Here is a 14,199-nt window from a genome sequence, read left to right as displayed (position 1 = left end):
GCATTGTTCCTGTTAGGCTTTGTCCTGACAGGAACAAATAGTTCCTACTCGGCCAAGCCAAAAGGTCTCAAAAAAGGGCCTAATATGGCTCTCAATATTACCAACAAGAAAAAGGATCCTCCTCAGACTTATGTAAATATTGGCTTGCTTAGTAATTATGCCAATTTGCAAGGCTTTGGCCTCAACGCCATTTCAAGTATTACTCACCAATACGTTAAAGGAATACAAGTTGCCGGTATTACTAACGTAACAGGATTAAATATGTCCGGTCTGCAAATTGCCGGCATTGCCAACGTAACAGGAAAAACATCCAATGGAATGGTATTATCTGGATTGATGAACGTAAGCGGCAAAGAAGCCAATGGGTTTCAACTCTCCGGCATTGGTAACGTAGTCAATGGAAGCACCAGAGGATTCTTTCTTGGAGGATTGATTAATCTGAGTGGAAAATCTTCCGGTGGTGTACATATAGCCGGACTGGCCAATATCAACGGTCAGGATTATTCGGGTATGTCAATCGGTGGATTAATGAATGTAAATGGCAACAGTATCAAAGGAGTTCAACTGTCGGCTTTGCTCAATGTAGCGGGAGAAAGCAATAAAGGGGTACAGTTGGCCGGATTAGGCAATGTGACTGTCAACAATAAAGGATTACAGCTTGGACTGGCAAACTACAGCGAACAGAACAGAGGATTACAAATAGGAGTAAGCAATGTAGAAACCAAAAGAAACAGGGGCTGGCAATTGGGACTTATCAACATCAGCCAAGACAGTATTTCTGCACGGCAGATCGGACTGGTCAACTGGAATCCACGTACACGTCCCCAATTGATTATCTCCGGAGGCAATCTGAACAAGGTAAATGTAGCAGTGCGCTTTAAAAACCAACACACATATACCCAAATCGGTACAGGTGCCTATTATTTTGATACGGATGCCAAGTTTTCTTTCAGCGCGTTCTATCGTGCAGGAGTATATTATCCTATCCTCCCCCAGTTAGAAATCAGTGCCGATATGGGATATTATCATATCGAAAGCCTGAAAAACAAAGACAATGGATATCCAGCACGGTTGTATGCACTCCAGCCACGCGTCAACATTGAATATAATATAAGCAAGAAGATAGGTGTCTTTGCATCCGGTGGATACAGCTGGACAAAGACATATGGTCACAGTGGAAACTTCGACGATAAAGCTACATTCGAAGTAGGTATTATTTTATTTTAATACCTACTTCGAAAGAATATATATCAGGCATTCAAGCTGGCAGATCTTACACGACTTAATGTCTCTGGAGTCATCTGCAGCAAAGAAGCTATATAAACCAACGGAGCACGCTTCAATATTTCAGGATGAAGTTGTAAAAGACGGATATATCGCTCATAGGCCGGTTCAAAACGTAATGTATCGGCCTTTATTTGCGATTCTATCAGCGAATACTCGAAGAACTTACGGTATAATTTACCTATATCCGCATGTTGCTCTGCCAATGCCTCTACTTCGCTTTTATAAATTTCCCATACGATTGTAGGTTCCAACGTTTCAATCATCAGACGGGTCGGCTCTTCTTTCAAATAGCTCTCCAGACAAATCACCATCCCCCCCTCATATGCAATATGCTCGGTTAAATCTTTATCATATTTAAAATAAAACTGTCGCGTCATACCTTTTTCTATATAACGCATGCATTTGCAATACTCACCTTCGTTCAGAACACGCTCGCCTTTTTTATATTTTCTGCATACAAGAATATCTGCCAAGGCATGTATACTTTCCTTTTTCAACAAAACATGGTACTGAGCAGCAATGCTCCGTACTATTTCAACACTGGTTGTCATAAGTTTCTAAAGTTTATTTTACTTTTATCTTATCAAATCCTTCTCCGAAAACACCAATTACAGCACTTTGAGAGACAAAAGCATGAGGATCTATATCTTTAATTAAGCGAAAAATAGTACTAGACTCACGTTTCTTAGCCAGCACAAACATCATCTTCACATTATTTTGAGTATAACAACCTACGCCATCAATGAAAGTAACTCCACGATGCAGGTCTTTATTAATACGGCGTCCTATTTCTTCATACTTAGAAGATATAATGAAAAACTGCACAGACTGGCGGGCACTGTTTACAACTTGATCCAAGACAAAACTGGAAATAAACAATACTGTATATCCGTATACTACCTTTTCCCAATCATGCAGCACCAGATAACTGGATGAAATGATAATCACATCACATATTAATATCACTCGACCTAGTGTGATATCACGATACTTATTGACTATTGCGGCAATGATATCTGTACCACCCGTACTTCCATTGGCAGAAAATGCTACACCAATACCACCCCCACAAAACGAAGCTCCCAACACACATGCCATAAACGGCTGATCGTGAATCAAGCCTTCTTTAAAAAAGCTCTGAATAACCCCTAAGATTGCAGTCAATACAAACACGGCAAATATCGTTTTCAAACAAAACTTCAAGCCCAGTATTTTCAAAGCCAGTAATAATAGCAGAAAATTAATAATCAAATAGGTATATTGAACAGGAAAACCTGTAGCCCAATAGACTATAGATGCAATACCCGGTACCGCACCCGATGGAATATCACTAGGCAGAAGGAATGCAGTCCAGCCAATACCATACATCACCATACCCAAAGCTATCATTAAATAATCTTTGGTTTCTCTCAAAATTTTCTGTTTACGAGTAGCAGATAAAGCCTGATTCATTGTCGTTGTTCTATTTAAAATTCAGTACAAAAATAGAAAAAAACCTAAATATAAAGGCAGAACATTTTATATTTTTCCAGAAAGACACAAAGAATACGTTAAAACAATCTTTATGTAAAAATCCATAAAACAAAATCTTTTGCAAATGACATAAAATTCGTATTTTTGCAGCAAAATAGTTTTTACTATTAAATTATGGCATTAGTAAACGAACATTTCCTCAAGCTACCTGACCAATACTTTTTTTCTGAAGTGACAAAAAAGGTCAATTCCTTCAAGGTAACTCACCCTAAGGCACACATCATCGACTTAGGCTCAGGAGATGTCTCCCTTCCTCTTCCTCAAGCAGTTGTCAATGCCATGCACAAAGCAGCCGAAGAATTTACCAGTTCACACAGCTTTCACGGATATGCCCCCAGACAAGGCTATCCATTCCTTATCGAAGCTATTCTCAAGAATGATTATCTGTCCAGAGGTGTATCACTCGAACCCAGTGAAATATTCATCAATGACGGAGCAAAGACCGACATTGGTAATATCGGGGATATTTTGAGACATGATAACAGTATCGGAGTTACCGACCCGATTCATCCATGCTATATTGAATCGAATGTGATGTGTGGACGAGCCGGATGTTTTGAAGAAGAAGGTTTATGGAGTAATGTCGTTTATCTGCCTTGTACACCCGAGAGCCAGTTCATGCCTCATATTCCCTCTCAGCGGATTGACATAATCTATTTATGCTATCCCAATGATCCGACAGGAGTTGCCATGAACAAGACAGAGCTGAAGAAATGGGTAAATTATGCCATTGAAAATGATGCCTTGATAATGTACGACTCAACCTATGAGGCTTACATACAAGATCCGGATATTCCTCACTCCATCTACGAAATAAAAGGAGCTAAAAAAGTAGCAATAGAGTTTAGAAGTTTCTCCAAAACAGCTGGTTTTACCGGAGTAAGATGTGGATATACAGTTATCCCAAAAGAAGTCACGGCTACCACACTGCAAGGAGCACGCATTATGCTCAACAAATTATGGAACCGGCATCGCTCCATCAAATTCAATGGTGCATCTTACATCAGTCAGCGTAGCGCAGAAGCACTATACACATCCGAAGGAAAGAAACAAGTAAAAGAATTTGTATCTTATTACATGCACAATACACAACTGATGAAAGATATGCTTTCACAAACAAGCCTGTCTTTCTTCGGTGGAAATCATGCACCTTTCTTCTGGATAAAAGCTCCCGGCCATCTTAACTCCTGGCAATTCTTCGAGACTTTACTCTATGAAACCAATATTGTAGGAACTCCTGGAATTGGATTTGGACAAAACGGGAATGAATATCTCCGCTTAACGGCTTTCAATACTACCGAACAGTGTAAAGAAGCCATGCAGCGTATACAACAATGGGCTAAACAATAAGCAACTAAAATAAAAACAACAATAAAAACAACTTTAGGTATTATGTCAAAATTAAGATTCAGAGTAGTAGAACAGGCTTTTCACAAAAAACCGGTTGAAGTACCTTCACCAGCAGAACGCCCCAGTGAATACTTCGGCAAGTACGTGTTCAACCGCGAAAAGATGTTCAAATATCTGCCAAGCAAAGTCTATAATAAACTAATCGACGTAATAGACAACGGAGCAACACTTGATCGCAATATTGCCGACGAAGTAGCCAATGGTATGAAAAGATGGGCCATTGAGATGGGAGTTACTCATTATACTCACTGGTTCCAACCACTGACCGAGGGTACTGCAGAGAAGCACGATGCATTTGTGGAGCACGATGGAAAAGGTGGCATGTTGGAAGAGTTTTCAGGAAAACTGCTCGTACAGCAAGAATCAGACGGTTCATCTTTCCCCAATGGAGGTATCAGAAACACATTCGAAGCACGTGGATACAGTGCATGGGATCCTTCATCTCCAGTATTCATTGTAGATGATACATTGTGTATTCCTACTATTTTTATTTCATATACAGGTGAATCTCTGGACTACAAGACTCCATTGCTGAAATCTATCAGAGCGGTCACAAAGGCAGCGCTGGACGTAGTACACTATTTCGATCCTTCTGTAAAGAAAATCATTTCTTACTTGGGATGGGAACAAGAATATTTCCTTGTAGACGAAGGTCTTTATGCAGCACGCCCGGACTTATTGCTCACCGGACGTACCTTGATGGGACACGAAGCATCTAAGAACCAGCAGTTGGAAGACCATTATTTCGGTGCAATTCCAAGCCGTGTAGCAGCTTTCATGAAAGAACTGGAAATCCAATCATTGGAATTAGGTATTCCGGTAAAGACACGCCATAATGAAGTTGCCCCCAATCAGTTTGAGTTGGCTCCAATTTACGAAGAATGTAACTTGGCAGTAGACCATAACATGCTGGTGATGTCGTTGATGCGTAAAATCGCCCGCAATCATGGTTTCCGCGTACTGCTCCACGAAAAACCATTCAAGGGAGTAAACGGTTCAGGTAAACACAACAACTGGTCATTGGGTACAGACAATGGAGTGTTGCTGATGGCACCAGGTAAAACATCTGAAGAAAACTTGCGCTTCATTACCTTCGTTGTAAATACCCTGATGGCAGTATACCATCATAACGGATTGCTGAAAGCTTCCATCATGAGTGCAACCAACGCGCACCGTCTGGGAGCACACGAAGCGCCTCCTGCAATTATTTCTTCTTTCTTGGGTACACAGCTTAGTAAAGTGCTGGATCATTTGGAAGAAAGCACCAGCAACGACCTGGTATCTTTGGGAGGCAAGCAAGGAATGAAACTGGATATTCCACAGATTCCGGAATTGCTTATCGATAATACCGACCGCAACCGTACTTCACCGTTTGCATTTACAGGAAACCGTTTCGAATTCCGTGCACCGGGTTCGGAAGCCAACTGTGCAAGTGCCATGATAGCCTTGAACACAGCCATGGCTGAACAGTTGATACGTTTCAAAGAAGATGTAAACGAACTGATTGAAAAAGGCGAGCCTAAGATTTCTGCTATCATTCAGGTAATCCGTAAATACATCAAGGAATGTAAGCCTATCCGCTTCGATGGCAACGGATACAGCGACGAATGGAAAGAAGAAGCAGCACGCAGAGGTTTGGATTGTGAAACAAGTTGCCCGATTATCTTCGACAACTACCTGAAACCGGAAACAATACGTATGTTCGAATCTACAGGAGTAATGAACCGTAAAGAGCTCGAAGCACGCAACGAAGTAAAATGGGAAATGTATACCAAGAAAATCCAGATTGAAGCACGCGTGTTGGGCGATTTGGTTATGAACCACGTAGTACCGGTTGCTATCGAATACCAGACCAAACTGATAGACAACGCTTACAAAATGAAATCTCTCTTCTCTGCAGAAGAAGCAGCAAGCCTGTCGGCAGAAAATCTGGCTATCATCAAGGAGATTGCAGAACACACTGCTTTCATCAAAGAACAGGTAGATGCAATGGTAGAAGCACGTAAAGTTGCCAACCGCATCACAGAAGAACGTGCCAAAGCGATTGCTTACCACGACAACATTGCCCCCATGCTGGAACAGATACGTTACCACATCGACAAGCTGGAACTGATTGTTGACGACCAGATGTGGACATTGCCCAAATACCGCGAATTGTTGTTCATCCGATAAGATACAAATCAACGTATTATAAGCCACATACACCCGCCGGCCTTCACATAAGTAAGGCTTGCGGGTGTATTTTCTTTATTGTCGTATAAAAAACGCATAAACTAACCCTTGCAATAAACAAAAGTACGTATCTTTGCGCCATGGAATGGTTATATGATTTATTTTTCAATCACTCCGCTTTGCAGGCAGTTGTCATTCTGTCAGTAATTATAGCATGCGGATTAGGCCTCGGTAAAATTCATATTTGTGGAATTTCACTGGGAGTTACCTTTGTTTTTTTCATGGGTATTCTGGCTGGTCATCTCGGATTCTCCATTGATCCTCAGATGCTCACCTATGCAGAAAGTTTTGGATTAGTACTTTTCGTATACGAACTTGGGCTACAAGTTGGCCCCGGTTTTTTCAGTTCCTTTCAGAAAGGAGGATATAGACTTAATTTACTGGGATTAGGAGTTATCCTGTTAGGCACCATTATGGCTGTAACCTTAAGCAAGACCACCTCCATTTCCCTGCCCGACATGGTGGGAATCCTATGCGGTGCCACAACCAATACTCCGGCACTCGGTGCCGCCCAGCAAACTCTCAAGCAGTTGGGTGAACCTACCAGCGGAGCTGCACTAAGTTGTGCAGTCACCTATCCGTTAGGAGTAGTCGGTGTCATTCTGGCCATCATTGTGGTACGAAAACTCTTTGTCCGTCCGAAAGATCTGGAAGAACAGGAACACGATGACCCCAATCATACTTACATTGCTACCTTTCAGGTACACAATCCGGCTATCTTCAACAAAAGTATTCAGGACATAGCCAAGATGAGTTATCCCAAATTCGTCATCTCACGAATCTGGAGAGAAGGTATGGTAAGTATTCCTACTTCTGACAAAATCCTGAAAGAAAACGACCGTCTGTTAGTCATCACAACCGAGAAAGATGCTCCGGCTCTGACTATTCTATTCGGAGAACAGGAAAACCGCGACTGGAACAAGGAAGACATCGACTGGAATGCCATAGACAGCCAACTTATTTCAAAGCATATTATCATATCGCGACCGGAAATAAACGGAAAGAAACTGGGAGCTTTGCGCCTGCGTAACACATACGGTATCAACATCAGCCGTGTACTGCGCAGCGGTGTACAACTACTGGCCACTCCGGGACTTATCTTGCAGTTGGGAGACCGTCTGACCGTAGTAGGCGAAGCAGCTGCCATTCAGAATGTAGAAAAAGTGTTGGGAAATAGAGTCAAGACCTTAAAAGACCCGAACCTTGCTTCCATCTTTATCGGTATTGTATTAGGACTGATTGTAGGGTCCATACCTATTGCCATTCCGGGCATCAGTTCTCCGGTGAAGTTAGGACTGGCGGGAGGACCTATCATTATCGGTATCTTGATTGGTGCCTATGGTCCACGCTTCCATCTGCTTACTTACACCACACGCAGTGCCAACCTGATGCTGCGCGGTATAGGTCTGTCGCTCTATTTGGCCTGTCTGGGACTTGATGCCGGAGCACAGTTCTTCGAAACTGTCATGCGCCCGGAGGGTGCTTTATGGGTAGGCATCGGCTTCCTTATCACCTTTATTCCGGTTGTCATCATGGCCTTGGTCGCATTACGCTTTTGCGGTCTCGATTTTGGCAATACCTGCGGAATGCTCTGCGGAAGTATGGCCAATCCGATGGCACTGAATTATGCCAACGATATTATTCCCAACGATAATCCTTCTGTAAGCTATGCTACTGTCTACCCTCTCGGCATGTTTACCAGAGTCATTATCGCACAACTTATTTTAATGTTCTTTCTATAACTTAATCTGACCCATGAACATATACAAGCAAATTACTCCCGAAATCATCAAGCAGGACCTCCGTTATCTGGAGTTGCTGTCACATAATTTCCCTACCATTGCTGCTGCAAGTACGGAAATCATCAATCTGGAAGCAATCATGAACCTTCCTAAAGGTACGGAACATTTTCTGGCCGACCTGCACGGCGAGTATGAAGCTTTCCAGCATGTACTGCGAAATGCTTCGGGTGCCATCAAACGCAAGGTAAACGAAATCTTCGGCAATACCCTGCGCGAGACAGAAAAGAAAGAAATCTGCACACTGATTTACTATCCGGAACAAAAGCTTCAGCTGGTAAAGGAAACAGAAACAGATATTGTAGACTGGTATGTCATCACCCTGAACCAGCTGGTAAAGGTATGCCAGAATGTGTCATCCAAATATACACGTTCAAAAGTACGTAAAGCTTTGCCCGAAGAATTCTCGTACATTATTCAGGAGTTGCTTCACGAAAGCAGTATCGAACCCAACAAGCAGGCTTATATCAATGTCATTATACGCACCATCATCGATACACACCGTGCCGATGAATTCATTATTGCAATGTGCAACCTGATTCAGCGTCTGACAATCGACTCACTGCACATCTTGGGCGATATCTTCGACCGTGGTCCCGGACCGCATATCATCATGGATATCTTGTGCAACTACCATAACTTTGACATCCAATGGGGGAACCACGATATTTTATGGATGGGTGCTGCAGCAGGCAACGACTGCAACATAGCCAACGTACTGCGTCTGGCTATGCGCTACGGCAACCTTTCTGCACTGGAAGACGGATACGGTATCAACCTGTTGCCGCTTGCCACTTTTGCAATGGAAGCCTATGCCAATGACCCATGTACCAGTTTCTTCCCCAAAATAGACAAGGAAGCCAGCCCTTACAACGAAAAGACAATCCGCCTCATCGCACAGATGCACAAAGCCATCAGTGTGATTCAGTTCAAACTGGAAGCCGAAATCATACAGCGCCGTCCGGAATTCCGAATGGAAGACCGTATGTTGTTACACTGTATCAATTTCGAACGAAAGACATTGATACTGAACGGAAAAGAATATGAAATGAGAGACTGTTACTTCCCTACAGTCGATCCGGCCAATCCATATAAACTGACCGAAGAAGAACAGGAAATTGTAACCAAACTGCACCATTCTTTCACCAGCAGTGAAAAATTGCGCAAGCACATGAAATGCCTGTTCCGCTATGGCTGCATGTACAATGTATGCAACTCCAATCTGCTGTATCATGCCTCCATGCCTCTAAACGAAGACGGCAGTCTGAAAGAAGTAGATATTGCAGGTAAACGGTACAAAGGAAAAGCACTTCTGGAACGGGTAGGACAACTCATCCGACAGGCTTATTTCGACGACAACGAAAGTAAAGAAAAGGCATTTGCTTTAGACTACGTATGGTACCTGTGGTGCGGAAAAGATTCTCCAGCCTTCGATAAAAGCAAAATGGCGACTTTTGAACGTTACTTCTTAAGCGATAAAGAAACACATAAGGAAGTAAAAGGTTATTACTACGAACTGCGCAACCGTGAGGATGTATGCGACATGATTATGGATGAGTTCCAGGTAGAAGGCGAGCATCGTCACATCATTAACGGACACGTACCTGTAAAGGCTGTCAAAGGAGAAAAGCCGATCAAGGCCAATGGTAAACTGATGGTGATTGACGGAGGATTCTCGAAAGCCTACCAACCGGAAACAGGTATAGCCGGCTATACACTGGTTTACCACTCACGCGGTTTCCAGCTGGTACAGCATGAACCCTTCACCTCTACGCAGAAAGCCATTGAAGAAGGCCAGGACATCAAGTCGACTACCCAGTTGGTAGAAATGAGCAGCAAACGCATGATGGTAAAAGACACCGACAAGGGAAAAGAATTGAGTATTCAGATAGAAGACCTGAAAAAGCTGCTGGTTGCCTATAACACCGGCATCATAAAGGAAAAAGCACTTTAATGACAATCGGAGCAATCCGTTTCATACACATACAGAAAACCGGGATTCACTGAACAGTGAATCCCGATTTCTTTTAAGCCACCACACAACCGGCAAATAATCAATATGACACCTGAATAACGATTTTGCTATCCAAAACAAGAAAATTCCACTTTTCAGCTAACACACATTCTGCACAAAACACAGCTTCACGCTACTTTATGACCCTTTAAAAGAGGGTTAAACCATGCTGTACAACAGCTTTTTCAAGCTTATTTCACCATCAAATACGACTTGTATCGAAGGCTTACGATACCTGTACCGATTGCTTACGCGACAAGTCACGTACACTTACGCTATCAGTCGCGTATATCAACACGACAAAAAATGGGATTTTCGCCCTCCAATTCATAGGTAAAATCTCTTTTTCACCTTATTGTATACATTTACCGACTTTAAAACTCATCTATTTCAAAAAGACAAAAAGTATCCGCTTCCAGCCATTACACTACAAAAAGCTACACTTTAACACCTTTAAAAAGATAGAATAAGCAAAACAGTCAATTAAGGTTTCATTCGGATTTCAGAGAACCTCCAAAAACGGGCAAATTTGCAAGCGTCCTCGTATCCGAGTCCAAATAAAGCCGTGTAGAGCGGTCTGATTTGACATTTTGTCAACTTCCTTCTGTGCCCACCAGCCTCATCCGAGAAAGTTACATTTTGTCACTTTCATTTTCAACTACAGTTCTCCTTCCGTATTCTCTCCCCTCCTTTCAGGAAATCAGACCTTTGTTCTTCCCCAGCCTCTTATAACAAGATAAAACGAAAGATGCCTGCTATTTCTTCTTCAGACTAAAACAGAAATTAATACCGATGCCCACATTCAGTTCACGGCCCAGTGTGCTGCTACGATAAGAATAAGGTTGCATACCCGTTTCTGTTTCCAGTAACAAATAACTCTCGGCGGAAGTCAAAGGCTGTCTGTACAAGACATCAAAAGTAATTGCAAAAAGAGGAGTCAGACGATACTGTGTCATGATGCCTACGTCCATACAGAATGTTTTTCCGTCACTTTCCAGACGCAGCTCACCATCCGACTCTTTCTTACGATTATATCCGTAAAAATTCTGTCCTATCCCTACGCGGGGATAACATTGCCAGCGCGTTCCCTCCAAACGGTACACTCCCCCTACGCTATAACCTATATGGAAGTAGCTTAAAGGAGAGATAGCCGAAACAAAACCCTCCAAAAAGTCACTATGCTCCAGTTTGCTTACATAGTATTTCACGCGGAAATCGGCATACCATCCCCAGCGTGCCCCACACAGATGAGTAAGCCGGATATCTTCTGCAGGAGCTACAGAAGGAGGTTCCCCAAAAATCCTTGCAGCCGGATTATCGGAATGATGAGCCAAGTCGATACTTCCCACAAACGTTGTACTCAGATGAAGTTGCCGCTGATAACGCAAGGCTTCCAGTTTCTGCACATTTGCGCTTTTCTCTTGAGCATATAGAGGAGTCGTTACGAACATCAAGCCTCCTACACACAGTTTGACAAATCGGAAATTCATAATTATACTTTTGAACAGTCTGTTTCTACCTATATTTTTTTCCAGTCCAAGCCCGACTGCAGACAATCAATACAGTAGGGATCAGACAGATATATCTCATCAGTCCATAAATGTAAGACTATATTTCCAATTAACAAACTCCCTGCATCATTTCTTTTTCCAGGCAATTCCATCAGGCATATACATATGCCTCTCCTTCATGTATTTCTCTCAATCCAAACGCTTTCCCTTCTCTCTATTACGAAACTCTTTGGGGGTAATTCCTGTATGCTTCTTAAAGAAGCGACTCAGATACGAAGAATCCGGGAAACAACAAATTCCTGCAACCTCTTCTACCGACAAATCCAGTTTATTCAGCTGGACTTTGATCTCAACGGTCAGCTGTTCATCAATCAACTCCTTCGGCGTTTTTCCTTTCGAATACTCCACGGTTATCTCATTCAAATAACGGGAGGAAATACAGAGCCTGTCTGCATAAAACCCGATCTGATGTTCTCGCAGAGCATGTTCGTGAATCAGATGCATAAAGCGGTGAAACAATAATTGCTTGCGAGTATACGAACGAGCTACTGATACATATGTATCCGGTATTGTACTGAAAATCCACATCAGCATACTCTGCAGGAAATTCAATTCCAGCCGTTCCTTGAAAAGACCGGCCGGCTGAGTGAAAAGCATTTTGGCCATATCCAGCCACAGATTGACTTTCTCCCAACTCTGAGCATCTTTCTCCTGTCCGTGATTGTACAAAGGAAATTCTCGCATGTAATTGAAAAAGGTTGTATCCAAAGAAACGGCAGCCTGCAGAAACACCCGCTTGGGATAAAGTACCATCCTTACCTGAAAATCATCGGAGGAATGAAGCAATTGCATGATACTTCCATCCCAGAAAATAATCTCGGACATCTCCTGCAAATGAAAGCATTGGGCACCTGTAGAAATAACTCCGTTGCCATGCACACACAGTATTTGCACCCCACAATTAAAATAAAGCGGAGACGGCAACAGAAAATCCAAATTACTTTCCTCGTAATAGATTCCGGAAAGAGAAGACAATAAAGAAGTATCCATCGCAAACTGACTTTTATGAAACAAAAGTAGCTATTTCAAGCCAATATTATACCTTAATTGTTCCGTTTATGAAAAAAACTGCGCAGAAAATGGTATCCGACATCCCCTATACATTATCTATTTTTGCATCGTTTTTCAAACATCCTATTTTTATGACACAAAACAACTCTCAACTATTTATTCTGGTATTTTTAGGAATGCTTACAGCATTTGGTCCCTTTGTAACCGACATGTATCTTCCCACCTTACCTGCAATGACCGGTTATTTCCACACCACTTCTTCGCAGGTGCAGCTGGGACTTACAGCAAGTATGATAGGTCTGGCTGTGGGACAATTGTTTTTCGGACCACTGAGCGATAAATACGGGCGACGCCCTCCTCTACTTGCAGCTTTGATTCTGTTTTTATTGTCTACCATAGGTTGCCTCTGTTCGGAACGGATTATGCAATTTGTAGGATGGCGCCTTGTACAGGGTATAGCTGGAGCAGGTGGCATTGTGATTTCCCGCTCCATTGCTGCAGACAAATACTCTGGAAAAGAACTGGCAAAAATGCTGGCAATCATTGGAGCCATCAACGGAGTAGCTCCCGTAGCAGCTCCCATTGCAGGAGGAAGTATGGCCGACAGTACGGGATGGCAAGGAATATTCTGGACCTTATTCGTATTAGGCATTATCCTGTTGGCAGGCTGTATGCATTTTCAGGAATCACTTCCACGTACCCGACGACCTCATACAGAATGGAAAGATGTATATATTAATTTCATCAAGGTAATCCATAACCGCCGTTACATGTACTACATTCTCCAGTTTGGTTTCGGACAAGGAGTATTGTTTGCCAACATTGCTTCTGCACCTTTTATCATGCAGGAGCATTATGGATTCTCTCCCATGATGTTCAGCATTTGCTTTGGTATCAATGCCATTTCCATCGTGATTTCGGCTGCTTGTGCAGTCAAATTTCCCCATCCAGAACAAGCGCTGTATCGGGGTAGTATGGGAATGGTTGTCGTCTCAGCACTGCTTTGCATAGCCCTTGGTTCTGAATGCAGCTTTTGGATTTATGAAGTCCTTCTGATAGGCCTGCTCTCCATGTTAGGACTGACCTTTACGGCTTCAAACACATTGGCCATGGACAGCGAACGTAACCATGCGGGTATGGCATCTGCACTGCTGGGAGCCTTAGGATTTGCATTCGGGGGTATCGTTTCGCCTATTGTAGGACTGGGAAATATCATGACATCTACCGGTATTGTATTTCTGGTGGGTTCGGTATGTTCTTTCCTCTGTACCCGTATGGCTTTACGACGCACACTTGCTTTAGCACAATATTATAAGAAGTAAAATGTCGTCTTGATGACATA

At 42.7% G+C, this 14,199-nt stretch carries 10 protein-coding genes; 6 read left to right on the top strand and 4 right to left on the bottom strand.

Features of this window, described 5'->3' with window-relative positions:
- The first annotated feature begins 84 nt into the window (after window positions 1-84).
- Window positions 85-1,227, top strand: a complete 1,143-nt coding sequence (locus WKU26_RS02635) for a hypothetical protein (protein WP_340320799.1) — start codon at window positions 85-87, stop codon at window positions 1,225-1,227.
- A 23-nt stretch (window positions 1,228-1,250) separates the two neighbouring features.
- Here the strand turns inward: WKU26_RS02635 and WKU26_RS02630 are convergent, their stop codons facing one another.
- Both WKU26_RS02630 and WKU26_RS02625 read right to left on the bottom strand, forming a co-directional pair.
- Window positions 1,251-1,838: a Crp/Fnr family transcriptional regulator gene (locus WKU26_RS02630; protein WP_269876580.1), complete on the bottom strand. Its 588-nt coding sequence runs from the start codon at window positions 1,836-1,838 to the stop codon at window positions 1,251-1,253.
- Window positions 1,839-1,851: 13 nt separating this feature from the next.
- On the bottom strand, window positions 1,852-2,739 hold the full coding sequence (locus tag WKU26_RS02625) for a YitT family protein (RefSeq protein ID WP_178267418.1): 888 nt from the start codon (window positions 2,737-2,739) through the stop codon (window positions 1,852-1,854).
- Window positions 2,740-2,934: 195 nt separating this feature from the next.
- On the opposite strand from WKU26_RS02625, the gene WKU26_RS02620 reads away from it, so the two are divergent.
- The 4 genes from WKU26_RS02620 (at window position 2,935) to WKU26_RS02605 (ending at window position 10,215) form a co-directional block, all read left to right on the top strand.
- Entirely contained in the window at window positions 2,935-4,170 is a 1,236-nt protein-coding gene (locus tag WKU26_RS02620) for an LL-diaminopimelate aminotransferase (protein ID WP_340320798.1), read from the top strand.
- 42 nt (window positions 4,171-4,212) lie between these two features.
- Window positions 4,213-6,402 carry a glutamine synthetase III family protein gene (locus WKU26_RS02615; RefSeq protein ID WP_340320797.1) on the top strand — a complete coding sequence of 730 codons (2,190 nt, stop codon included), beginning with the start codon at window positions 4,213-4,215 and terminating at the stop codon, window positions 6,400-6,402.
- A gap of 140 nt (window positions 6,403-6,542) precedes the next feature.
- The gene (locus tag WKU26_RS02610; RefSeq protein ID WP_340320796.1) at window positions 6,543-8,204 is read left to right on the top strand and encodes a putative transporter; all 1,662 of its coding nucleotides are present in this window, start codon (window positions 6,543-6,545) and stop codon (window positions 8,202-8,204) included.
- A 13-nt stretch (window positions 8,205-8,217) separates the two neighbouring features.
- A complete protein-coding gene (locus WKU26_RS02605; protein WP_340320795.1) occupies window positions 8,218-10,215 on the top strand; it encodes a fructose-1,6-bisphosphatase in 1,998 nt (665 codons plus the stop codon).
- Between the two features lie 815 nt (window positions 10,216-11,030).
- On the opposite strand, the gene WKU26_RS02600 is transcribed toward WKU26_RS02605, so the two are convergent.
- Both WKU26_RS02600 and WKU26_RS02595 read right to left on the bottom strand, forming a co-directional pair.
- Window positions 11,031-11,765, bottom strand: coding sequence for a hypothetical protein (locus tag WKU26_RS02600; RefSeq protein ID WP_340320794.1), 735 nt, complete (start codon window positions 11,763-11,765; stop codon window positions 11,031-11,033).
- Between the two features lie 210 nt (window positions 11,766-11,975).
- Window positions 11,976-12,836, bottom strand: a complete 861-nt coding sequence (locus tag WKU26_RS02595; RefSeq protein ID WP_340320793.1) for a helix-turn-helix domain-containing protein — start codon at window positions 12,834-12,836, stop codon at window positions 11,976-11,978.
- A 152-nt stretch (window positions 12,837-12,988) separates the two neighbouring features.
- Between WKU26_RS02595 and WKU26_RS02590 the strand changes: the two genes are divergently transcribed.
- On the top strand, window positions 12,989-14,179 hold the full coding sequence (locus WKU26_RS02590) for a multidrug effflux MFS transporter (protein WP_340320877.1): 1,191 nt from the start codon (window positions 12,989-12,991) through the stop codon (window positions 14,177-14,179).
- The last annotated feature ends 20 nt before the right edge of the window (window positions 14,180-14,199 follow it).

The organism is Phocaeicola sp. HCN-40430 (assembly GCF_037890285.1).
Lineage (GTDB): Bacteria > Bacteroidota > Bacteroidia > Bacteroidales > Bacteroidaceae > Phocaeicola > Phocaeicola acetigenes.
This window is presented reverse-complemented; position numbering and strand designations above follow the sequence as displayed.